The sequence below is a fragment of the Pseudactinotalea suaedae genome, assembly GCF_009733815.1.
Classification (GTDB): domain Bacteria; phylum Actinomycetota; class Actinomycetes; order Actinomycetales; family Beutenbergiaceae; genus Pseudactinotalea; species Pseudactinotalea suaedae.
The window spans coordinates 59,713-81,088 of the sequence record NZ_WNXY01000011.1; the positions used below are offsets into that span (position 1 = coordinate 59,713).

Genomic DNA, 21,376 nt, shown 5'->3' on the forward strand with positions numbered 1-21,376 from the left:
GCGGCGTGCAGACGCCGCCCCGAGGGCCCCGGGTGAGCACCCACCCGCCCAGCGAGGACGTCCTCGCTGGGCGGGTCCCGCCGTCTGGCTGGGTGTCGTCGCCGTGCTGCTGCACACGCTCGTGATCGCGACCTGGGTGGGACCGAACACCCCGGTCCGCACCGCGGTCGGCGACGACCGGCTGCGCTCCTACGTGATGCCCGTCTTCGAGCAGTCGTGGATGATCTTCGCCCCGACCCCGCGACGCGTCGCCGTCAACCTGCAGATCCGGGTCGAGTACGTCGACCCGGCCTCGGACCAGCCGGTCATCACCGACTGGGTCGACCTGGTCGACGGCGAGGACGCCCTGATCGCCGGCAACCCGTTCCCGCCGAGGATGTCGCTGGCGGCGCGCCGGGTGGCGAACACCCTGAACGCCGCGATGGGTGATCTCAACGACGCCCAGCTCGAGGCGGTCGCGGGCAACTACCTGTCCACCCCCACGTCGGTGCTGGGGGACCGGATGATGGATGTGACCGACGCCGGCGTGCCCTCGGGCACGGTCGGCACCTATCTCCAGTACGACGAGATCGCGACCCATCTCGCCACGCTGTACTTCGCGGCCGCCTATCCCGACGTCGAGCTGACGTACGTGCAGTTCCGCACCGGGATGCGGTACGTCCCCACCTGGGAACCCGGGACCCCGCGGAGCATCAACGACGCCGAGATCACCTGGTTCGACTACGGCTGGCGTCAGCCCGCCGTGATCACCGAGGACGAGCTCGGGCTGTTCGCCCCGTACCTGCGCATGACCGGGAACCTGTCATGAGCGTGCTGAGCACCCCGATCGCCTCGATGTCGCAGGCCAAGGATCGGGTCGACGACTGGTTCCTCGACGACAAGCGTGCCGGCTACGGCCTCTCGTTCAGCCGGATCGCCGTCGGGATCGCGGTCCTCGGCATCCTGGTGACCAACCTCGGCACCCGGTACGCGCTGTGGGGCCCGGGCTCGTCGTGGGCCTCGAGCCTGCGCGAGAGCTCGACCTTCGGCGGCCTCAACCAGCTGTGGGGGACGTCGAACCCGGTGCTGTTCACCACCCAGTACCTGCTGCTGATGCTAGTCGCGGTGGCGGTGATCATCGGGTGGCGCACGCGACCGGCCACGGTGCTGCTCGTCATCGGCATGACCGCGCTCGTGGAGCGGAACCCGATGGTCGGCGACCAGGGCGACAACATCGCCCGCATCGGGCTGATCTTCCTCGCGGTCACCTCCTGCTCCGAGCACTGGTCTCTCGATGCGCGCCGGCGGCGCCGGGTGCTCGCCGAGGGTGCGCCCTCCGGTGCTCTCCGCCGGCTCTGGGCGGGGCTGCCGGTGCTGCCGCACTGGGCCGGTGCGGCGATCCACAACCTCGCCCTGATGGCGCTCGCGCTGCAGGTCTTCGTGCTCTACCTGGCCTCGGCGCTCTACAAGGCCAACGGCGAGCTGTGGCAGCTGGGCACGGCCCTGCACTACCCGCTGGCGCTGCACGAGTACGGCGTGTTCCCGTGGTTGAACGAGCTGCTGACCGGCAACGGCGTGATCCTGACGGCGGCCACCTACTTCGCGGTGTTCGTGCAGCTGTTCTTCGCGCCCGCGTTGCTGCACCCGCTGACGCGGAAGGTGGCGGTGCTGGCGGTGGTGGCGATGCACGTCGGCATCGCGGTGCTCATGGGCCTGCCGTGGTTCTCGCTGTCGATGATCGCCTTCGACGGCATCTTCGTCTCCTCGGTGACCTATCAGCGGCTGGCCGCGTGGCTGCGGGAGCGCGCGCGTGCCGTGCAGGCGTGGTCGGCGCGGCGAGGCTGGTTCACCGGATCCGCTACCACCTGAGGAAGGTCAGGCGCCGAGAACCATCCACCGGGACCCGCGGGCACGAAGTCCCGTGGTGACCGCCCGGGCGAGCATGAACCCGCCGGCGAAGGCGACCCACAGCCACGCCAGCCCGGCGGCACCGCCGGGTGCCCAGGCGCGCACGGCGAGCGCGAGCGGCGCGTACGCCACCAGGGTGATCAGGCCGGCCCATGCGAGATAGCGGCCGTCGCCGGCGCCGATGAGGACGCCGTCGAGCACGAACACCCAGCCGGCGATCGGCATCAGCACGCCGGTGACCACCAGTGCGAGCGCGGCCGCTCGGCGCACCGCCGGGTCCTCGGTGAAGAGCGGCGCGATCAGCCAGCCGGAGGCGGCCACCAGCACCCCGACGGCACCGCCGCCGAGCGTGCCCCACCACAGCGAGCGGCGCGTGATCGCGCGCACGCTGCCGGGGTCGCGAGCGCCCAGCCCGTGCCCCACGAGGGCCTGGGCGGCGATGGCCAGCGCGTCGAGGAGGAAGGCCACGAGGTTCCAGATCGAGATCACGATCTGGTGGGCGGCGAGGGTGTCGTCCCCGAGGGAGGTCGCCACCAGCACCGTGAGCAGGATCGCCGCCCGCAGCGTGAGCGTGCGCACCAGCAGCGGCGTCCCGGCACGGGCGTTGGCGAGGATGCCGCCGGGGTGCGGGCGCAGCGAGACCCCGCGCGCTCGAGCGCCCCTGACGATCACGACGAGCAGGGCCAGACCCATGCCGATCTGGGCCACCGCCGTCGAGAGTCCCGAACCCGCGATGCCCATGTCGAACCCGTAGACGAACGTCACGCACAGCACCGCGTTGGTGATCGCGCCGGTGACGGCCACCACGAACGGGGTGCGGGTGTCCTGCATGCCGCGCAGCGCGCCGGTGGCGGCGAGCACCACGAGCATCCCGGGGATGCCGGGGGCCGACCAGCGCAGGTAGTCGACCGCGTGCGGGGCGACGTCATCGGACGCCCCGAGGGCGGTCACGACGTGCGGTGCGAGGGTCAGCCCGAGCGCGGTGAGGGCGACGCCGAGCAGGAGGGCGAGCCAGACGCCGTCGATCCCGACGGCGAGCGCGCCCTTCTCGTCGCCCGCTCCGATCCGCCTCGCCACCGCGGCGGTGGTGGCGTAGGCGAGGAACACGAAGACGGCGACCAGGGTCACCAGCACCGTGCTCGCCAGGGTGAGGCCGGCGAGCTGGGGTGTGCCGAGGCGGCCGACCACGGCGGAGTCCACCAGCACGAACAGCGGCTCGGCGACCAGCGCGCCCAGCGCGGGCGCGGCGAGCGCGAAGATGCGCTTGTCGAGGGCGCGTCGCTGCTGGGCGTCCTCGGGTGCTCGACGGCGTTCGGTCACCTGGTCATGGTGGCGCACCTCGGGGGCACCGGGCGCCGCAGTACCGTGGCCGCATGCCGCGCCTGGTGCTCATGTGCGGTCCCGCCGGCGCGGGAAAGTCGACGCACGCGCGACGGCTCGAGGAGGAGGGCTGCGTGCGGGTCTCGGTCGACGACCTCGCCTGGGCGGAGGGCCACGTGGAGCATCCGCTGCCGGCCGAGGTGGCGGCGCGGGTCGGGGAGGCGTTGCGGGAGCGGGTGGTCGCGTTGCTGGACGAGCGGCGCGACGTCGTCGTCGACAGCTCGTTCTGGTCACGGGCCTCGCGGGAGGAGTTCCGCCGCCTGGGTGCCGAGCGGGGCGTGGTCGCGGAGGTGCTCTACGTCTCGACACCGAGGGCGGTGGCGCTGGCGCGGGTGGCCGCGCGCACCGGTGCGCACGCGCACGACGTGCTGCTGAGCCCGGAGGTGGCCGCCGCCTACTACGACGGCTTCGAGGTCCCGACGCCGCAGGAGGGTCCGCTGACGGTCGTTCGTGGTGGTTGAACCGGACCGGTGCCGTCAGGGCCGGCAGCCGGCAGGGCCGGCAGGCGTCGCGGCGGTCAGCGGCGCAGCAGGGCGGCGGTGTCGCGGCCGAAGGACCACAGCAGCAGCGCCAGCGTCACGGCCGTGACCACGACGGCGGCAGGCTGGGGCAGCAGCGGACCGGCACCTAGCGCCAGGGGCGGGATCGAGCCGATCACCTTGCGCGAGAGCCGGGGCGGCAGCGGGCGGCGCAGCGCGGGGACCCGCCGTCCCGCGAGGGCGTAGCCGTAGGGCAGCGCGCCGATGAGCAGCACCCACCACCCGAGTGCGGCGGCCGCGGCGATCGAGAGCACCGCCGTCAGCGCGCAGTCGACGGCCATGTCGAACCGGCCGCCGGCCTCCGAGGCCTCGCCGCGCGAGCGGGCGAGCCGACCGTCGACGCCGTCGAGCAGCACAGAGACGCCCACGAGCGCCAGCACGAGCAGCGCCGCCGCCTCGCCGACGAGCATTCCGGCGGTCGCGGCCAGCAGCAGCACCCGCACGTGGGTGACGTGGTCGGCGAGAGTGACGTGGAACGGTGAGCGCCTCAGGAACGCCGCGGTCGCCACGACGCAGAGGATCGCTGCCGTGACGGCGGCGAGCGGGCGATGAGCGGTGGCGGTGGTCACCGCGAGCAGCGTGGCCGCGCAGGCTTGCACCGCTGCACGCGGCAGCCACGCCGCGCGTGACCAGCGGGAGGTCATCGGTGTCACGTGGTTGCCTCGTTCGGTGGTGAGGAGTCCGTTCAGCGGCGACGATCGCCGTCGAGGACACGCCGACGCATGTCTCCCGACCCGTCACCGCAGTCTCCCACCGAGCCGGTCCACCCGCCCCGCCGGGCCGATCGGGGGGCACCTACCCGGGGGCGACCGCCCAGGGATCGGACCGCCGTCGGGCGCTCGGCGTGTCGCGAAGGTGTGTTGCGCGGGTTGTCCACCGACGGGTCTTCGGCGGACGTCCACAGCGTGTGGGAGGGCGTTCGGGTGCGGTGGCGGCGTTGTGCACACCTGTTGAGAGAGGTTGTGGACAACTGTCCACACGGACTCCACAGGTGGGGGCGGGTTCTCCCCAGGGCGGTGTGGACCGGGCGGCTCGACGGCGGCCTTCGGGGCCGCTAGCGTCGCGCGGGTGCCGTCGATGGTGAGGGCCTCCGCGGGGGTCTGGATCCCGCGGGCCAAGGTGATGTCGGTGGGCGGTGCAACGCTCGGACCTATGGGGGAGACAGCAACGGTGAGAGTACGGAGACGGCTGACGTGAGCGTGGCAGAGCTGGCTCCCCAGGGGAACTTCGAGCGGACCCCACCGCAGGATGTCGCGGCTGAGCAGAGCGTGCTCGGCGGCATGATGCTGAGCAAGGACGCGATCGCCGATGTCGTGGAGACGGTGCGCGGCACCGACTTCTACCGGCCGGCGCACGAGTCGATCTACGACGCGATCGTCGACCTGTACGGGCGTGGCGAGCCAGCCGACGCGGTCACGGTGTCGGCGGAGCTGACCAAGCGCGGTGAGCTGGGCCGCATCGGTGGCGCGCCCTACCTGCACACCCTGATCAGCTCGGTGCCCACGGCCGCGAACGCCGGGTTCTACGCGCGGATCGTGCGGGAGCGGGCGGTGCTGCGCAAGCTCGTGGACGCGGGCACCCGGATCGCGCAGCTGGGGTACGCCGCCGATGGTGGCGACGTCGACGAGCTGGTGAACACCGCACAGGCCGAGGTCTACGCCGTCACGGAGCGGCGCAGCAGCGAGGACTACCTGCCGCTCAAGGACGTCCTCAACGGCACGATGGAGGAGATCGACGCCGCCTCGCACCGCGGCGAGGGGATGATCGGCGTCCCCACCGGGTTCAAGGATCTCGACGCGCTCACGAACGGTCTGCACCCCGGGCAGATGATCGTGCTGGCGGCTCGTCCGGCCGTCGGCAAGTCGACCATGGGTCTGGACATCGCCCGGGCCGCGTCGATCAAGAACGGTCAGACGTCGGTGATCTTCTCGCTGGAGATGAGCCGCAACGAGATCGCGATGCGCATGCTCAGCGCGGAGTCGCAGGTGCCGCTGCAGCACCTGCGCAAGGGCACCCTGCGCGATGAGGACTGGACGCGCCTGGCCCGCACGATGGGCAAGCTGAGCGACGCGCCGCTGTTCATCGACGACAGCCCCAACATGTCGCTGATGGAGATCCGCGCGAAGTGCCGCCGGCTCAAGCAGCGCCACGACCTCAGGCTCGTGGTCATCGACTACCTCCAGCTGATGAGCTCGGGCAAGCGGGTCGAGTCGCGCCAGCAGGAGGTCTCGGAGTTCTCGCGTGCGCTCAAGCTGCTCGCCAAGGAGCTCGAGGTCCCGGTCATCGCGATCTCCCAGCTCAACCGTGGCTCCGAGCAGCGCACGGACAAGAAGCCGCAGATGAGCGACCTGCGCGAGTCGGGCTCGATCGAGCAAGATGCCGACGTCGTGATCCTGCTGCACCGCGAGGACATGTACGAGAAGGAGTCGCCGCGCGCGGGTGAGGCGGACATGATCGTCGCCAAGCACAGGAACGGCCCGACCGACACCATCGTCGTCGCGTTCCAGGGGCACTACGCCCGGTTCTTCGACATGGCGCAGTAGCTCAGCGCGCAGCAGCGTTCAGCACCAGGATCCCAGAAGGGGCGGCGCCAGCCCACGATCGCGATCCCTACCTCATGCTGCGAACCGTGGGGACCCGCAGCCCTGTCGCGGCGCCGCGGATACCGTGGCGCCCCACCGCTGGGGCGGATCGACCAGGGATCAGATGTCGAGAGGGGTCACGCCGTCGGCGACGAGAATGTCGCCGGCGGCGTCGACCGCGTTCGGGACGACGACGAGCCAGGGGAGCTCAGCGACCGTTTCCTCACCGTGCTCCGCATCGGGACGTACCGTCGTTCCATGGAGACGGTCCACATTGCGGGCCTGGGTCTCGCCTACCGCCGCTGGGGTCACGGGCGAACGGTGTTCTTCGTCCACGGCGGGGCCCAGGACAGCCGTTCCTGGACGCCGCAGCTGGAAGCCCTGTCCGACGAGTTCACCGCGATCGCGTGGGACGAGCCCGGCGCCGGCGGGTCGGCCGACGTACCGGACGGATTCGGCCTGGCCGACTACGCCGACTGCCTCGCCGGCATGATCGATGCCCTCGGCGCGTCGCCGACGGCGCTCGTCGGGCTCTCGTGGGGTACGACCGTGATCCTCGAGCTGTATCGACGCCATCCCGGGCTCGTGCGCAGCATGGTGCTGGCCGACGGGTATGCCGGGTGGCGCGGATCTCTGGGCGCCGACGAGGCAGACGCCAGGCTGGCCGCCCTACGTGCCGACCTGGCTGAGCCGGACGCGGTATCCGCTCCGACGCTGCCGGGACTCTTCGCAGGTGGTCCACCAGCGCGCTTCGTCCCTCTCCTGAACGCCATGGCGGCGGACGTCAGACCCGCGAGCATGATGACCGCCCTCACGGCCATGGCACAGGCCGATCTCAGTGACGTCCTGCCGACGGTCCGGGTGCCTACCCAGCTGATCTGGGGCGCCCTGGACGTGCGGTCGCCGCTGTCGGTGGCGCGCGAGCTCGAGCGCATGATTCCCGGCGCGAGACTCGACCTCATCCCGGGGTGCGGACACGTGAGCAACCTGGAGGCACCCGGGCCGTTCAACGACCTCGTTCTCGCCTTCCTCCGAAGTCACGGGTGACGAGCGGCGCCAGCATCTGTGTCTGGTCGCGCGTTGCCGCCAGCCACGGGGGCATGTGGCTCATCCGCACTCACCGCTCGGCGCTCCTGTCGGAGGCGGGGATGGACCGCTCGATGTCATCGAGGATGACACCGAGGCCGTACGCGAACTCGTCGCCGAAGTCGTAGCCAGGCTTCATGACGCGTTCGACGGCGTACTCGCGCAGGCGCGGATACTCGCCGGAGGAGAACTGCGCCGCAATGGCCTGCGTCACCTCAGGTGCGCTGTCGCGGTCGAAGGGCAACGCAGATTCCTGGATGGCGAACCCATAGACGAAGGAGTCGAGGAGAGCGTAGGCGTGCCCCGTCATCGGTAGGGAGAGCCCGGCGCTGCGGAGCGTGTCGAGCATCGCTTCGTGGTGTCGCAACGTCGCGGGGCCGGGTGTGGTTCGGGACTCCATGAGGGCGATCGCCCAGGAGTGACGCCGGAGCACGGCGCGCGCAGAGGTCGCCCGGCGGCTGACCTCGGTTCTCCAGTCCCCGTCGGCTGCGGGCAGCTCGATCTCGCCGAAGACGAGATCGACGACGCCGTTCAGGATCTCGTCCTTGGTGGCGAAGTAGTGGTAGAGCGACATCGGCCTGACGCCCAGCTCCTTGGCCAGCGACCGCATCGTGAGCGACTCAAGGCCGCCCGCGTCGGCGATCGCGACGGCACGCTTGAGCACCCGTTCACGACTGAGGGGAGCGCGATCGCGGCTCTCGCTTGCTTCGTTCAACATCAGCCCCCTGTCGCGCTCGTACTTTGTACGGTACCGTGCCTTACATAGTACGGCGGGACGCGACACGGCGCCCAGCAAGATGGAAGGAACACCATGGCGGCTCATGGTCAGCACGTCGTCTCGGAAGGCCTCGGTACGAGCGAGGACACGATGCGCGCGGTCGTGCACGAACGATACGGAGGAGCCGAGGTACTGCAGCTTGCCCGTGTCCCGCGCCCTGAGGTGAGCGACCGGGCCGTGCTGGTCCAGGTGCATGCGGCGGGTCTGGACCGCGGGGTTTGGCACGTGATGCGGGGGCTCCCGTACGCCGCCCGTCTCGCCTTCGGGCTCCGGCGACCGAAGCACCCGGTGCTCGGCTTCGACGTCGCCGGCACGGTCATTGCCGTGGGAAGGTCCGTGACGCGGTTCGCCGAGGGGGACGAGGTGTACGGCTTCGGCGAAGGCACCTTCGCCGAGTACGCCACGGTGCCGGAGGGCAACCTCGCCCGCAAGCCGACGAATCTCTCCTTCGAGCGTTCGGCCATCGTCCCGGTCTCTGCCGTCACGGCGCTCAAGGGCTTGCGCTCCGCCGGGAAGCTACGGGCAGGGCAGCACGTCCTGATCACTGGTGCCTCCGGTGGCGTGGGCAGCTACGCCGTCCAGCTCGCCAAGGCCCTGGGGGCCGAGGTGACCGCCGTGGCGAGCACCACCAAGCTCGAGCTGGTGCGATCCCTGGGAGCGGACCACGTCCTGGACTACACGTATGAGGACTTCGCCGACGGGGCGCGGCACTACGACCTGATTCTCGACATCGCCGGCAGTCCGTCGATCGCACGGCTGCGGCGCGCACTGACCCCGAACGGGACTGCCGTGATCGCCGGCGGCGAGGACGGCGGCAAGCTCACCGGCATGAGCAGGCAGCTGAGCGCCTTGGCCATCTCTCCGTTCGCGCGCCAGCGGCTGACGAGCTTCGTCGGCAGTGTGCGCACCGTCGACCTCGAGCAGCTCACCGCATACATCGAGGCCGGCACCGTGACCCCGAGCCTCGACCGGACCTACCCCCTCGAGCAGACAGCCGATGCCATGCGCCGCCTCGATGCGGGAGAAGTACGGGGAAAGGTCGCCATCACTATCTGAGCTCCGCCGTCGGGCGACTCGCGTGGTGTCCGATACGCGCGGCGGCAATCACTAGTCTTGCGGCATGCCTGGACGCCTCTGGTTCGGTTGCGGCAGTGCCGCGGATGAGCGGCCGCTGTGGCTGGAGATGCTCGGCGAGCGGCACACGCGGATCGTGTACTGGCCGTTCGCGCTGGGCCCGGAGATGCTCGCCGGCGCCGATGCGTGGCTGCGAGGCAACCTCGACGCGCTCGGTGCCGACTACGAGCTCACCACCTGGGAGAGCCTCGAGGGGCACCGACCCGAGGAGCTGATGGAGGTCGCGGACCTGCTGTTCGTCGGCGGGGGCAACACCTTCAGGTTGTTGGGCGAGGTCCGACGCCATGGCTTTCTCGAGCCGGCCCGGGCTTTCTGGCGTGCCGGCAGGGACTACTACGGCGGCAGCGCCGGTGCCGTGCTGGCGTGCGAGTCCATCGCGATCGCCGAGGGGCACGACCCCAACGAACCCGGCCTGGACGACCTGACCGGGCTCGGCCTGTTCACAGGCGCGACGATCCTGCCCCACTTCACACCCGCGCAGGTGGAGTCGGCCCAACGGTGGGGCCGCGCCCACGACACCACGGTGATCGGCATGCCCGAGAGCATCGGCCTCGCCCACGCCGATGCTCACTCGACCGTGATCGGCGCTGGAGTGCTGACGGTGATCACCCCCACCGGTGTCCAGCAGCTCGCTCCAGGGGAGTCGTTCGGGTGAACCTTGTTGCTTGATCGGTGACGGCACGGATCAGCGTCACCCGGATTCGGGAGGGTCACCACTGCGCGGGGACGGCGCCATTTCCGACCGACCCTGGACCTCTCGACGTGCGGTGCGTACGGTGGATGGCGTTTTGCAGCCGACCGAGGAAGCACTATGCACCCTCAGACGAACGCACGATCAGCAACCAGCACGTCGTCCCGGCGCCGATCTCGCCGCCTCTCAGCGCACCTCGGCAGCGCCGTCGCGATCGCGGCGACGGCCCTCGCCGTCGCGGGGACCGGGGCGGCCGCGGCACCGGGCAACGGCACGGCCCTCGATGAGGCCGAGTACCACGATCCCGGCACCTACGCACTGGATGTCACGGACTACTCGCAGGCCATCGATGCGATCGCCGGCCAGCCCGACGTCGACCAGGTGAGCTTCGACGAGCTCATCGCGAGCCGCTCCGGCGAGACGACGTCCTGCGGCGAGACCTGCCGTACCTGGCCCGAGCACCTGAGCTCCGACGACCGCTGGTACCCGCAGGGACTCGCGGGCAGCGAGGAGTCGAACTGGTCGGAGGCACCGGACGCCGAGGTTCTCGTCTCTGCCTGGTACCAGCGCACCTCACCGGAGGAGCACGCGGCCGTCGACTCGGCGCTGAAGTTCGTCTCCACGGACGACTGGCGCTACCGCAACGTGCCGCTCCGACTCCCGGTGCAGACAGACGACGGCTGGACAACGGAGCCGCTCGCCAGCCACAACGGTGGCGTCGCCTGGGCCGGACCGTACCTGTACGTGGCCGCGACCGACCGGATCCACCGGTTCGACCTGCGCACGACGATGTCCGACGACGAGGGCTACTTCCTGGTGCCCGACAGCACCTATGTCGGGATCGACCAGGACCCGTACGGCGAGCCGCGCCTGTCGGCGATCTCCACGGACTGGACCGGGCAGCCGGCGCTCGTCTCCGCTGAGTACTCCGCAGACGAGAACGCCACCACCGAGGTCGTCCGCTGGCCTCTGAGTGCCTCGGGTGAACTGGCGGCCGAGAGCGGAGTCGTCGGTTCGCAGGACAACTTCTGGGTCGACAAGGACTCCTCGGTCGACAAGGTCCAGGGAGTCGGCGCACACGAAGGCCTGTACCTGTTCAGCGGTTCCGCCGGCACTCTCGACACCGCGCGGGTCGGATCCCAGACGGACCGAGGCACACTGACCTGGGGGCGCACCGGCGACGACACCGACATCCCCCAGGACCTGTATCTCAGCGAGTCGAACGTGTACGGCCAGACCGAGGAGCGCACCGACCGCTACCTGTTCTGGGAGTCCCGTGACGACGTCCTGCCCTGACGCCTCGACCTTGCACGCTTAGCCCTGCCGCCCTGCCGCCCTGCCGCCCTGCCGCCCTGTCGTTCTGCGGCATGCGCCCTCGGACTGACGCCCTGCTCCAGGTGACGGACGGGCACGTCAGAACGGTGGTGGGACGTCGGGTCCGGGATGTGCGACCGGGGCCGGTGCGGGTTGCGGCTGCTGCATGACGACCCTGCCGTCGTGGAACTCGGTGTACCGGTGCCCGGTCGCGGTGGTCCAGGTGCGGCTGCGCTCGATGCCGTTGTAGGTGTAGTGCCAACCGGCGTGGGTCAGGAGCAGGTGGTCCCGGCGGCAGCCTGGCGCCATGTCGCGGGCTGTCGTTATGCCGATCGGCCAGGGGATCTCGTGGTGCAGGTCGCAGGAGTCCGAGCTCACGCCGCAACCGGGCCGAACACACTGCGGGTGGGTGGCCTTCACCAGGTCGGCCATGCGAGGCGGCGGCTTGTACCTCTCGGTGGAGAGCTCACGGACCGACTCATCGATCGGGTCGGTGACCAGACGTTGCCACGTGCTGCCCGCCGCGAGTGCGCGAGCCACCGAGGCGGGAATCGGGCCGTACCCCTCGAGATCGGCCGGCTCATGGGAGCCCGGTGGGTCCGAGCCGCCACCATCGGTGCCGGTCATCAGACTCGTCAGCGGTACGGTCACGCGGATGTGCGCGGACCTGCCACCGATCACTCCTACCCGCATCCGAGGGGCACGCTCATGATCCGGGCCGTCGGGTTCTGGTGCGGCAGTGCTGCCAGCGGATGGCGCGGCTGCGTCAGCAGCTGATAGGCGACCGCACTGGACGCCGTCACACGGGCCGATCCAACCGGTCTCGACCGCGGTGGCGCCCAGCAGTGCGAGGGCGTCGGCGCGAAGCTGATCCATGGTCCGCTCATCGCCGCCTGCTTTCGCGGACCGTGCCGCGGCATCCAGAGCTCGGTAGAGGGTCGACGCCTCGGCAGCCGGCATCACCGCATACACCGAGGCCATGCCGTGCGGCAGCGCCCGCGGTCGGTCCACGCGCCGCACCGTTGCCGCCTGTGCGCACCGATCCTCGAACTCCTCGGGATCGACCTGTGCGCACGCCTTGGTGAGCTCGCGGCGCACCGTTCCCGACGGCACGTACGACGCCTTCTCCAGGACCCGGCTCTGCACCTCGAGAGCGACATCGACCGACAGATCGGTCAACGCATCGAGGATCATGTCAGCCTTGACGGCGTTGATCTCCCCGGCCTCGAACGCCTCCTGGGTGGGGATGCCGACATGCCGCATCACCTGGCCGGTGTTGATCAGTCGCTTCGCGGCGCGCTTGGTGATGCCGAGTCGGGACGCGAGCTCGTCGCCAGCGATGCAGGGGTCGGAGACCACCACGCCCCGGCCTCGGGCATCCTTCTTGCGCAGCCGTTCCAGACCCGCCAGCCCGTGGGCCATCTGCTCGCGCCGTGCCAGCGCCGCAGCAGCCAGGCGCTTGCGCGCTGCGCAGAACGCCTCCAGCCGATCCCAGTGCGAGACGATCTCGACGGCGTCGTAGTCGGTGTCGATGGCGCCTTCGGGCAGCTGCTCGAGCTCGGACAGGAGCCTGCTCGACGGCGGTAGCTCACCCAGCCACGAGCCGGGCCCCAGCTCCGGAAGGTGAAGCTCTGTCAACCAGTCCGACTCGGACGCGTCATCGTCAGCACTCGGCTCCCAGTCGTGCGGTCGTGTGGGCAGGAGGTCGGTGAGGAGGTCGAGCAGCTGCTCACGCGACATCTCGTCGAGAGGCACAGGGCCGCGGCACGAGTCGTCAACGATGGTCTCCGACACCCTCCCACTCCCTTCAACGACGCTGGTGATCTGCACTGATCCGAGAGTCCCACAAGGCTCTGACACCGGCTGATCTCGATGCTCCGAGCATCTCACCGAGGTCTGACATTCCTGCTTCTGCCAGGAGAAGGAGCCTTCATCCGACAAGGAGAGCTCCGCCGTCATACCTGAAGGATGGGGGTCGTCGTTGCCGCCCGCAGGCGCCTGCGCAGGGCCGCCCATCGCGCTCGCCACCTCGCGCAGACCCGAGCCGTGCCCCGCGCCGTCAGCGTTCGCCCCGCGCCGCTCGGTAGCGGGCGACCTTGTGCTCGTTGCCGCACGTGCGCATGCTGCACCACCGTCGGCGGCGGCTCCGTGAGGTGTCGACGAAGAACCAGCCGCACCCGTCGCAGGCGCGGATCGCGGGCGTGGGCGGGTGCAGCAGCAGCTGGAGCGAAGCGACCGCAAGAGCGGCCGGCGCGCCGGCGGTTGCGCTCGCGGTGATCGCCCCGTACGGGTCGACCACGACGTGCTCCGCGCCGCGCCGTGCCTGTGCGAGCACGCGCGCCAGGACCGCGGGGTCGATGCCTCGCCCTGCACGCTGGGCGTCGAACGCCTTCCAGAGCACCGAGCGCAGGTCGACGGCGGCCCTCAACGTGGCGGCCTTGACCGGTTCGGCGGTCGGCGCCACGAGATCGACGTGGATGAGCCAGCGGTAGAACGCGTCGGTGCTGTCGAGCAGCTCGGCCCCCAGCTCCGGAGTGCGCCGGTAGACGGTGTTGCAGAAGTCGAGGGCGACGTGCCCGGCGACGACGTGGTCGTCCAGCCAGACTGTGCCCGTCATCGTGGCGTCTGCGTGTGCCCGGCGACCACGTCGCGAGCGAAGGCCCTGACGGCGGTGGTGATCTCGTCGGCGTGCGTCTCGGTGAGGAAGTGGCCGCCGTCGTAGATGTGAGCCTCGAGGCGGTCGAGCTCCTCGTGGAAGGCGAGCACCTCGGCGATGTCGAAGAACGGGTCGTGGCGACCCCAGAGGACCAGGCACGGCGGTTGGTGCCTGCGGTGGTACTCCGCGATCTCCGGGAACCGGTCGACGTGACGGCGGTAGTCGAGGAACAGCCGCTCATGGGCGTCGATGTTGCCCTGGCGGGACAGGCGTTCCCAGTCCAGGTGCCAGGACTCGCGCGGGTGCAACGGCACGAGCCGCTCGGGAAGCCCGGAGAGATAGGTGTCCCTGGTGCCGGCGAACGTGAACCAGTCCCCGATCGCAGCGCGGTTCTCCGGCGTCGGGTCCGACCAGTACCGGCGCACGGCGTCCCACGGCTCGCCCAGGCCCGCGTCGTGCACGCTGCCGTTCTGCACCACGATCCCGAGCAAGCGTTCCGGGTGGCGGGTGGCGAGGTAGTAGCCCACCGGCGTGCCGAAGTCGGTCACGTATAGCACGTACTGCTGCAGCCCGATGTCCTCCAGGAACCGCTCGATCCTCGTAGCGAGGTGCTCGAACGTGTACTCGAACTCCTCGACGGCCGGGGCGTCGGAGAACCCGAAGCCGGGCATGTCCGGTGCGACGGCGTAGTGCTCGCTCCCCAGTCCCGGCAGGACCTCGCGGAACGAGTGGGACGAGCTGGGCGAGCCGTGCAGCAGCACGATGCCCGACGAGCCCGGTACACCGGTCTCCCGGTAGTGGACGGTGAATCCCTCGATCGTCCGGTCGAGGTGCCGGGTGCGCGCGATGCGCTGCATGCCAACCTCCTGTAACCGATGACCATGCTTATAACGGTTACCAGCCTGACCGCTTCGACCACTCTGCGCAACCGTCTCGTGGCCGGCTTTCGCGGTGGTCCCGTTGATGCCTTGTCGCTCCTCGGCTGCCTCGGGCACAGTGACCCGATGAGCGAGCAGCGACCCGTCATCGACATCCGCCCCTACGACCTGCACTGGCCTGAGGAGTTCGCGGCGTTGCAGGCACAGCTCGTCGACGCGCTCGGCGGACTTGCCGTGCGGGTGGATCACATCGGCTCGACGTCCGTGCCCGACCTCGCCGCCAAGGACATCATCGACATCCAGGTGAGCGTGACCGATCTCGACGACCCGGAGGTGTCGCGCGCCTTCCTCCAGCTCGGTGCCACCGCGACGACGATCACCAGCGACCACGTCCCACCCGGGGACAAGCACGGCAGTGTCGGCTGGCGCAAGCTGCTGTTCCGCCCGCCGGCCGCCTGGCGGCCGGCGCACCTGCACGTGCGCGCCGTGGGGCAGCCGAACCAGCGGTACGCGCTGCTGTTCCGGGACTACCTGCGCGCCACGCCCTCGGCGGCCGCCGCGTACGCGCAGATCAAGATCGCGCTCGCCAGGCTGCACCCCGATGACCCGGGCGCCTACTACGACGTCAAGGATCCGGTCTGCGACCTGATCATCGATGCCGCCGAGCTCTGGGCAGGCGGGGAGGGCTGGCGCCCCTGACGCCCGCGGTGCCCGCGTCCCTCCGGTCGATGTCAGCCCTCGCTGACAGACTGCGGCGAGTGCTCGACCACCCAGGTCGCGCAGCGTCCGAGGAGGAACAGTGCCGGTTTCCGTCAGCAACCCCGAGGGTCTCGCACCGCCGCCGGCCGGCGTGTACAACCATGTGGCCGTCGCCACCGGCAGCCGCCAGGTCTACGTCGCCGGTCAGATCGGGACCGACGCCAGCGGCGAGCTGGTGGCCGAGGATCTCGCCGGTCAGGTGGCACAGGCCTACCGCAACGTCGTCACCGCGCTCGCCTCGGTGGGTGCAGGGGTCGCGGATCTCGTGCGACTCACCTTCTACGTCGTGGACTGGTCGCCGGAGAAGTTCCCCGAGTTCATGGAGGGCATGCAGGCCGCGGTCACCGAGCTGGGGGCGAGCGGAGCGCCCGCCTCGCTCATCGGCGTCGAGATCCTGTTTCAGCCCGGCGTGCTCGTCGAGATCGAGGCGACCGCCGTCGTCGACTGAACCCGCCCGCTCGATACCGGAGATCCGCCCGCCGCGGCTACAGGTCGCGGTGAGCGCCGGAGTCCGGGCCGCCGCCGCGCTTGAGGTTGATGATCGCGGCCACCAGGCCGCCCCAGACGATGACGATCGAGACGATCATCATGGCCACCGCTGCTCCGCTCATGGTGCGTCCTCCAGGTCCTGCTCGGTCTCGAAGTTCTCGACGGCGGTGTCAGCACGCCATCGGGTCCGCCCCGCGATCAGCCCGAAGATGATCGCGGCGACCGCCACACCCCAGCCGAAGACGGCGAGCATCCAGGTCGGGTAGCCCTCGTACGGGGTCCGCAGGTCGGTGATGAGCTGCTGCACCAGCACGAACGTCAGCGCCACCGGGATCACCCCGCCGACCAGGACGTACCACCACCGCCCGAGCCGTATCGAGCCGGAGCGGTTGAGGTGGGCGGCCAGCTCGGGGAGTGCGCGGACGCCCCAGGCGACCGCGAGCGTGCTGACGACGGCGACCAGCAGGATCCCGTACTGGTTGACGAAGTGGTCGACGATGTCGAGCACGCTCAGGCCGCTGGCGGTCGAGAAGAAGGCGATGCTGACCAGGGCGGCCGGCACCGTCACGACCAGTGTCGCCCTCACCCGCGTGAGCTCGAACTTGTCCCGGACGGCGGAGATCACCACCTCCAGGATGCTCACCAGCGAGGTGATCCCGGCCAGCACCAGCGAGCCGAAGAACAGCACCCCGATCAACGCACCCGCGGGTGCCTCGCTGATGATCGTCGGGAACACCACGAACGCCAGTCCGATGCCACTGGCGACGACCTCGGTCACCTGGACGCCGTTGGCCTGGGCGAGGAAGCCAAGCGCGGCGAAGACACCGATGCCGGCGAGCAGCTCGAAGCCGGAGTTCGACAGACCGACGACGAGGCCGGAGCCGGGCATGTCGGTCTTGCGGCCCACGTAGGAGCTGTAGGTGATCATGATGCCGAAGCCCACCGACAGCGAGAAGAAGATCTGGCCGAACGCCGCACCCCAGACGCCGGGTTCCAGCAGCGCGGCCCACTGCGGGGTGAACAGCGCGTCGAGGCCGGTGGCGGCGCCCGGCAGCAGCAGCGCCTGCACCACGAGTGCGGTGAAAGCGACCAGCAGCACCGGGATGAACACGACGGCGGTGGCTCCGACCCCCCGCTGCACCCCGAGCGTCATGATCGCGATCGTCACGACCCAGACCAGCGTGAGCGGGACGAGCACGCCAGGAACGATGTCGAAGGAGATGCCGCTGCTTCGCTGCAGGAAGTCGTTCATGAGGAACGACTCGGGATCGTCACCCCACGCCTGGGTCAGCGAGAAACCGGTGTAGCGGATCGACCAGGCGATCACGGCGGCGTAGTAGACGGCGATCGCGACGCAGATCGCGACCTGCCACCAGCCGATGCCCTCCGTCCACCGGCGCAGCCGCGCGAAGGTCAGCGGTGCCGAGCCGCGGAACCGGTGCCCGAGGGCGTAGTCCATGAGCAGGAACGGCAGCCCCGCCACCAGCAGCGCGACGATGTACGGGACCATGAAGGCGCCGCCACCGCCCTCGTAGGCGACGTAGGGGAACCGCCAGATGTTCCCCAGCCCGACGGCGGAGCCGATCGCGGCCAGGATGAACACGGTCCGGGAGGAGAACGCGCCCCTCCGCTTCTCGGCGTCGGTCGTGGCAGACATCGGCACTCCGTCCTGCTCGGGTCCCGCCACGCTAGCGCTGCGAGCGGGCGTGGACCACCCGTTCGCCGAGCGGCGCACGGTGGAGGTGGCGCCGTGCCGCCGCGGCGCACGACCCGACGACACGCGTTCGCCGTCAAGATTTGAGTCATTCACGATTGCGGGTTAGCGTCGAGGCGACGAGCGCGACCGGGCCAGGGGCCGGCGAGCACGACGTCGTCGGGAACCCGATCTCGGCGCGCTCTGTCCGTTCGGTCGGCGTGTCGCCACCGATCTCCCCGGGTGCAGACCGCGCCGCGGGTCAGAAGTCGAGCAGAGGAATCACCCAGGCATGAGCACTCCCACCACGAGCAACAGCGGTGCACCGGTCGCGAGCGACCAGCACAGCCAGAGCGTCGGCGCCGACGGCGCGATCGCGCTGACCGACCACTACCTCATCGAGAAGCTCGCGCAGTTCAACCGTGAGCGTGTGCCGGAGCGCGTCGTGCACGCCAAGGGCGGTGGCGCCTTCGGCAGGTTCGAGGTGACGGGTGACGTCAGCGCCTACACGCGTGCGGCCGTGTTCCAGCCCGGCGCCCGGACCGAGACCCTGGTGCGGTTCTCGTCGGTCGCGGGCGAGCAGGGAAGTCCCGACACCTGGCGGGACCCGCGCGGTTTCGCCGTCAAGTTCTACACGACCGAGGGCAACTACGACCTGGTCGGCAACAACACCCCGGTGTTCTTCATCAAGGACGGCATCAAGTTCCCGGACTTCATCCGCTCGCAGAAGCGGCTCCCGGGCAGTCACCTCCGCGACCACGACATGCAGTGGGACTTCTGGACCCTGCAGCCCGAGAGCGCGCACCAGGTGACCTGGCTGATGGGTGACCGCGGCCTGCCGAAGAGCTGGCGCCACATGGACGGTTTCGGCTCGCACACCTATCAGTGGATCAACGCGGCCGGCGAGCGGTTCTGGGTGAAGTACCACTTCCGGACCGAGCAGGGCAACGACTTCCTGCCGCAGGAGCAGGCCGACCAGCTGGCCGGGTCGGACGCCGACTACTACATCCGCGACCTCCACGAGGCGATCGAGTCCGGCGACCACCCGTCCTGGACGCTGTCGGTGCAGGTGATGCCGTACGAGGACGCGAAGAGCTACCGCTTCAACCCGTTCGACCTGACGAAGGTCTGGCCCAAGGGCGACTACCCGCTCGTCGAGGTGGGCCGGATGACCCTGGACCGCAACCCGCAGAACTACTTCGCCCAGATCGAGCAGGCCACCTTCGCGCCGTCGAACTTCGTCCCGGGCATCGCCGGCAGCCCGGACAAGATGCTGCAGGCACGGATCTTCTCCTACGCCGACGCGCACCGCTACCGCGTGGGCACCAACCACGCCGACCTGCCGGTGAACCGCCCGCACGCCGCGGAGGTGCACAGCTACAGCAAGGACGGCGCAGCGCGTCACTCCTATCCCGACCCTGCCCGCCCGGTGTACGCGCCGAGCTCCTTCGGTGGGCCGGCGGCCGACCCGGTGCGCGCCGGTGACGACGCGGGCTGGCACAGCGACGGCGAGCTGGTGCGCACCGCCGCCACCCTGCACCCCGAGGACGACGACTTCGGGCAGGCGCGCACCCTGGTCAACGAGGTGCTCGACGACGCCGCTCGCGCACGGCTGGTCGACAACATCGTCGGGCACGTGAGCAAGGTCCGCGTGCCGCAGATCCGTGAGCGTGTGATCGCGTACTGGACCTCGGTCGACACCTGGCTCGGCGAGGCCGTCGCTGCCAGGCTCGGGCCGATCGAGAACCCGAAGCGCACGCTGGTCGAGACGCCGGCGCCGGCCCCGGTGGGCTGACCGCCGCAACCACCCACGAACGGCCCGGACCGCATGGTGTCCGGGCCGTTCGCGCTCCTCGACACGAAGGACGTCTGAGGTCGCCGTGCATGAGGCTGCCCTCTGACGCGCCCAGTGGGCTCGGTCGGGCCCTCGAGCTATGCGACGCTCGCGCCCAGCCGTGCCGTGTCGTGAACGGCCACACGCTGGACCGGCAGCGCCTCGGGATTGTGCTCCTGCAACCAGGTGGCGAGCTGCTCGCGGACGAGGCAGCGCAGGGCCCAGTCGTCACCGGTGTTGCGGGAGGTCACCAACGCGCGCACCGTGAGCCGCTCGCCGGAGGAGTCGGTGACAAGGATCGAGCGGGAGCGGCCGTCCCACATCCCGCTGTCGTCCACGATCCGCTCGAACGCCTCCCGCATCCCAGCCAGGTCCACTCGCCAGTCGAGCGAGAAGTTGATCGTGCCGGTCACCGTGTTGCCGGTGCGGCTCCAGTTGATGAACGGCGTGGTCGTGAAGTACGTGGAGGGCAGCACCTTGTGCCGCTCGTCCCAGATGCTCACCACCACGTACGACAGCGTGATGTCCTCGACCGTGCTCCAGGTGCCGTCCACCTCCACGATGTCGCCGATCCGGATCGCATCGGTGAACGCGAGCTGGAGCCCGGCGAACAGGTTGCCCAGACTCGTCTGCGCCGCCACCCCGATCACGACCGAGAGCAGGCCTGCGGAGGCGAGGATGGTGGTGCCGATCCGCTCCACCCCGGGAAAGGTGAGCAGCACCAGTGCGGCGCCGAGCACCACGAAGACCGCCCCGACGACCCGCCCGATCAGCGTCATCTGCGTCTGCGCCCGCCGTTGGGCGCGATCGTCCTTCATCCGGCTCGTCACGCGCGTCCGCGCGTGCTCGAGCCAAGCCAGCACCACCGTGCCGGAGAGCCAGACCGCTGAGACGATGATCACGATCAGCAGCGCATGCAGACCGAGGTCGCGGAACGACCCGCGCTCCGCCGTCGCCGCGAAGCTGATCCTCAGTGCTACGGACAGCGCAAGTGCAGCCAGCGGTCGCCGCACCTGGCGCCATGCCGCCAGCACCCAGGGCAACCGCCGGCCGAGCCGCCCGGCGGCGACATTGATGACGAGCAGGACAAGCACCGTCGCTGCGGCCGAGGCGGCAACCGCGATGATCCATCTGAGGACTGGCCATAGCTCCATGCCGTCCGTCCTAACACACCCGGACCAGCGCGCTGAGCACACGACGAGGAGCGCACCGGCCGCTCACTCAGTCGGCGGAGTAGTCGCGGGCCCACCACGTCGTCGGCCTGACGACGAACGCGACGAAGCCGGAGCGCTGCTCGTACGGCCCGCCGGTGTAGGTGTGGGAGAGCCGGTCGACGACCTCCATCGCACGGTCGCCCTCGAGGCGCTCGAAGACGACGCCCTGCACGGTCGCCATGTCGAAGGCGTTGTCGGGTGCGGTGATCGAGAGCGCCACCCGCGGCTCGCGGGCGATGTTGCGATCCTTGCGGGTGCCCTCGAGCGTGAAGAACGTCAGCGCGTCCTCACCTTCGAGGTCCACCCACACGGGGACGACGTGCGGTGCGCCGTCGTCGTCGATCGTGGCCAGGTGGGCCACGGCCGTGCCGGTGAGGTGCGGTACTACCTGAGACCACTCGGTCATCGCCATCTCCTTCGTCCGGGATCAGCCTGCCACCCCGCTCCGTACGCGTGAAGACT

General features: G+C 70.1%; 21 protein-coding genes. 11 read left to right on the forward strand and 10 right to left on the reverse strand.

All coding sequences use genetic code 11. The features are described from left to right. Positions 1–103 precede the first annotated feature (103 nt). Positions 104–808 carry a DUF5819 family protein gene (locus GPA04_RS17670; RefSeq protein WP_156225536.1) on the forward strand — a complete coding sequence of 235 codons (705 nt, stop codon included), beginning with the start codon at positions 104–106 and terminating at the stop codon, positions 806–808. Then, positions 805–1,848 (forward strand): HTTM domain-containing protein, encoded by a 1,044-nt coding sequence (locus tag GPA04_RS17675; protein ID WP_156225537.1) that lies wholly within the window; start codon positions 805–807, stop codon positions 1,846–1,848. Before GPA04_RS17670 ends, GPA04_RS17675 begins: the two co-directional genes overlap by 4 nt. A gap of 6 nt (positions 1,849–1,854) precedes the next feature. Here the strand turns inward: GPA04_RS17675 and GPA04_RS17680 are convergent, their stop codons facing one another. Then, a complete protein-coding gene (locus tag GPA04_RS17680) occupies positions 1,855–3,207 on the reverse strand; it encodes an MATE family efflux transporter (RefSeq protein WP_194238970.1) in 1,353 nt (450 codons plus the stop codon). A 53-nt stretch (positions 3,208–3,260) separates the two neighbouring features. On the opposite strand from GPA04_RS17680, the gene GPA04_RS17685 reads away from it, so the two are divergent. Beyond that, positions 3,261–3,728 carry a P-loop nucleotide/nucleoside kinase family protein gene (locus GPA04_RS17685; RefSeq protein WP_156225539.1) on the forward strand — a complete coding sequence of 156 codons (468 nt, stop codon included), beginning with the start codon at positions 3,261–3,263 and terminating at the stop codon, positions 3,726–3,728. 56 nt (positions 3,729–3,784) lie between these two features. Here GPA04_RS17685 and GPA04_RS17690 read toward each other — a convergent pair whose 3' ends face one another. Further along, positions 3,785–4,450 (reverse strand): CDP-alcohol phosphatidyltransferase family protein, encoded by a 666-nt coding sequence (locus GPA04_RS17690; protein ID WP_241680910.1) that lies wholly within the window; start codon positions 4,448–4,450, stop codon positions 3,785–3,787. A 549-nt stretch (positions 4,451–4,999) separates the two neighbouring features. Between GPA04_RS17690 and dnaB the strand changes: the two genes are divergently transcribed. After that, positions 5,000–6,349, forward strand: a complete 1,350-nt coding sequence (dnaB, locus tag GPA04_RS17695; protein ID WP_156225541.1) for a replicative DNA helicase — start codon at positions 5,000–5,002, stop codon at positions 6,347–6,349. 297 nt (positions 6,350–6,646) lie between these two features. Continuing rightward, on the forward strand, positions 6,647–7,435 hold the full coding sequence (locus GPA04_RS17700; RefSeq protein WP_156225542.1) for an alpha/beta fold hydrolase: 789 nt from the start codon (positions 6,647–6,649) through the stop codon (positions 7,433–7,435). Positions 7,436–7,505: 70 nt separating this feature from the next. Here GPA04_RS17700 and GPA04_RS17705 read toward each other — a convergent pair whose 3' ends face one another. Then, positions 7,506–8,447 (reverse strand): TetR/AcrR family transcriptional regulator, encoded by a 942-nt coding sequence (locus tag GPA04_RS17705; RefSeq protein ID WP_241680896.1) that lies wholly within the window; start codon positions 8,445–8,447, stop codon positions 7,506–7,508. Here GPA04_RS17705 and GPA04_RS17710 point away from each other — a divergent pair. From GPA04_RS17710 to GPA04_RS17720, 3 genes are all read left to right on the forward strand, one after another. Next, positions 8,430–9,308, forward strand: coding sequence for an NAD(P)-dependent alcohol dehydrogenase (locus GPA04_RS17710; protein WP_241680897.1), 879 nt, complete (start codon positions 8,430–8,432; stop codon positions 9,306–9,308). The two genes, GPA04_RS17705 and GPA04_RS17710, sit on opposite strands and share 18 nt — an antisense overlap. Before the next feature lie 64 nt (positions 9,309–9,372). After that, positions 9,373–10,041: a Type 1 glutamine amidotransferase-like domain-containing protein gene (locus GPA04_RS17715; RefSeq protein WP_156225543.1), complete on the forward strand. Its 669-nt coding sequence runs from the start codon at positions 9,373–9,375 to the stop codon at positions 10,039–10,041. A gap of 156 nt (positions 10,042–10,197) precedes the next feature. After that, on the forward strand, positions 10,198–11,373 hold the full coding sequence (locus GPA04_RS17720) for a hypothetical protein (protein ID WP_156225544.1): 1,176 nt from the start codon (positions 10,198–10,200) through the stop codon (positions 11,371–11,373). Between the two features lie 117 nt (positions 11,374–11,490). On the opposite strand, the gene GPA04_RS17725 is transcribed toward GPA04_RS17720, so the two are convergent. The 3 genes from GPA04_RS17725 to GPA04_RS17735 all read right to left on the reverse strand — a co-directional run bounded on the left by GPA04_RS17725 (position 11,491) and on the right by GPA04_RS17735 (position 14,904). After that, complete coding sequence (locus GPA04_RS17725; protein WP_156225545.1) at positions 11,491–13,185, reverse strand: HNH endonuclease signature motif containing protein; 1,695 nt, start codon at positions 13,183–13,185, stop codon at positions 11,491–11,493. Between the two features lie 265 nt (positions 13,186–13,450). Beyond that, positions 13,451–14,008 carry a CGNR zinc finger domain-containing protein gene (locus GPA04_RS17730; RefSeq protein ID WP_156225546.1) on the reverse strand — a complete coding sequence of 186 codons (558 nt, stop codon included), beginning with the start codon at positions 14,006–14,008 and terminating at the stop codon, positions 13,451–13,453. After that, positions 14,005–14,904, reverse strand: coding sequence for an alpha/beta fold hydrolase (locus GPA04_RS17735; RefSeq protein WP_156225547.1), 900 nt, complete (start codon positions 14,902–14,904; stop codon positions 14,005–14,007). Before GPA04_RS17735 ends, GPA04_RS17730 begins: the two co-directional genes overlap by 4 nt. A 147-nt stretch (positions 14,905–15,051) precedes the next feature. Here GPA04_RS17735 and GPA04_RS17740 point away from each other — a divergent pair, with 147 nt between their 5' ends. Together GPA04_RS17740 and GPA04_RS17745 are read left to right on the forward strand one after the other, a co-directional pair. Next, the gene (locus GPA04_RS17740) at positions 15,052–15,624 is read left to right on the forward strand and encodes a GrpB family protein (RefSeq protein WP_156225548.1); all 573 of its coding nucleotides are present in this window, start codon (positions 15,052–15,054) and stop codon (positions 15,622–15,624) included. A gap of 100 nt (positions 15,625–15,724) precedes the next feature. Then, entirely contained in the window at positions 15,725–16,132 is a 408-nt protein-coding gene (locus GPA04_RS17745) for a RidA family protein (RefSeq protein ID WP_156225549.1), read from the forward strand. A gap of 37 nt (positions 16,133–16,169) precedes the next feature. Here GPA04_RS17745 and GPA04_RS17750 read toward each other — a convergent pair whose 3' ends face one another. Both GPA04_RS17750 and GPA04_RS17755 read right to left on the reverse strand, forming a co-directional pair. Beyond that, the gene (locus GPA04_RS17750) at positions 16,170–16,295 is read right to left on the reverse strand and encodes a methionine/alanine import family NSS transporter small subunit (protein WP_156225550.1); all 126 of its coding nucleotides are present in this window, start codon (positions 16,293–16,295) and stop codon (positions 16,170–16,172) included. Then, positions 16,292–17,830: a sodium-dependent transporter gene (locus GPA04_RS17755; RefSeq protein WP_156225551.1), complete on the reverse strand. Its 1,539-nt coding sequence runs from the start codon at positions 17,828–17,830 to the stop codon at positions 16,292–16,294. The genes GPA04_RS17750 and GPA04_RS17755 overlap by 4 nt, the downstream gene beginning before the upstream one ends. Positions 17,831–18,158: 328 nt before the next feature. Here GPA04_RS17755 and GPA04_RS17760 point away from each other — a divergent pair, with 328 nt between their 5' ends. Continuing rightward, positions 18,159–19,661, forward strand: coding sequence for a catalase (locus tag GPA04_RS17760; RefSeq protein ID WP_156225552.1), 1,503 nt, complete (start codon positions 18,159–18,161; stop codon positions 19,659–19,661). 137 nt (positions 19,662–19,798) lie between these two features. Here the strand turns inward: GPA04_RS17760 and GPA04_RS17765 are convergent, their stop codons facing one another. Then, positions 19,799–20,854 (reverse strand): mechanosensitive ion channel family protein, encoded by a 1,056-nt coding sequence (locus GPA04_RS17765; protein WP_156225553.1) that lies wholly within the window; start codon positions 20,852–20,854, stop codon positions 19,799–19,801. 67 nt (positions 20,855–20,921) lie between these two features. Further along, complete coding sequence (locus GPA04_RS17770; RefSeq protein WP_156225554.1) at positions 20,922–21,320, reverse strand: TIGR03618 family F420-dependent PPOX class oxidoreductase; 399 nt, start codon at positions 21,318–21,320, stop codon at positions 20,922–20,924. Positions 21,321–21,376: the final 56 nt, after the last annotated feature.

Bases quoted from the DNA above. Each gene is read 5' to 3' on its own strand.
- GPA04_RS17770 (WP_156225554.1), bottom strand. From the start codon at position 21,320: ATGACCGAGTGGTCTCAGGTAGTACCGCACCTCACCGGCACGGCCGTG.
- GPA04_RS17730 (WP_156225546.1), bottom strand. From the start codon at position 14,008: ATGACGGGCACAGTCTGGCTGGACGACCACGTCGTCGCCGGGCACGTC.
- GPA04_RS17750 (WP_156225550.1), bottom strand. From the start codon at position 16,295: ATGAGCGGAGCAGCGGTGGCCATGATGATCGTCTCGATCGTCATCGTC.
- GPA04_RS17735 (WP_156225547.1), bottom strand. From the start codon at position 14,904: ATGCAGCGCATCGCGCGCACCCGGCACCTCGACCGGACGATCGAGGGA.
- GPA04_RS17755 (WP_156225551.1), bottom strand. From the start codon at position 17,830: ATGTCTGCCACGACCGACGCCGAGAAGCGGAGGGGCGCGTTCTCCTCC.
- GPA04_RS17740 (WP_156225548.1), top strand. From the start codon at position 15,052: ATGAGCGAGCAGCGACCCGTCATCGACATCCGCCCCTACGACCTGCAC.
- GPA04_RS17675 (WP_156225537.1), top strand. From the start codon at position 805: ATGAGCGTGCTGAGCACCCCGATCGCCTCGATGTCGCAGGCCAAGGAT.
- GPA04_RS17760 (WP_156225552.1), top strand. From the start codon at position 18,159: ATGAGCACTCCCACCACGAGCAACAGCGGTGCACCGGTCGCGAGCGAC.
- GPA04_RS17715 (WP_156225543.1), top strand. From the start codon at position 9,373: ATGCCTGGACGCCTCTGGTTCGGTTGCGGCAGTGCCGCGGATGAGCGG.
- GPA04_RS17765 (WP_156225553.1), bottom strand. From the start codon at position 20,854: ATGGAGCTATGGCCAGTCCTCAGATGGATCATCGCGGTTGCCGCCTCG.
- GPA04_RS17705 (WP_241680896.1), bottom strand. From the start codon at position 8,447: ATGCACCTGGACCAGCACGGCCCGGTCGCTCACCTCAGGGCGCGGGAC.
- GPA04_RS17685 (WP_156225539.1), top strand. From the start codon at position 3,261: ATGCCGCGCCTGGTGCTCATGTGCGGTCCCGCCGGCGCGGGAAAGTCG.
- GPA04_RS17720 (WP_156225544.1), top strand. From the start codon at position 10,198: ATGCACCCTCAGACGAACGCACGATCAGCAACCAGCACGTCGTCCCGG.
- GPA04_RS17700 (WP_156225542.1), top strand. From the start codon at position 6,647: ATGGAGACGGTCCACATTGCGGGCCTGGGTCTCGCCTACCGCCGCTGG.
- GPA04_RS17690 (WP_241680910.1), bottom strand. From the start codon at position 4,450: ATGACCTCCCGCTGGTCACGCGCGGCGTGGCTGCCGCGTGCAGCGGTG.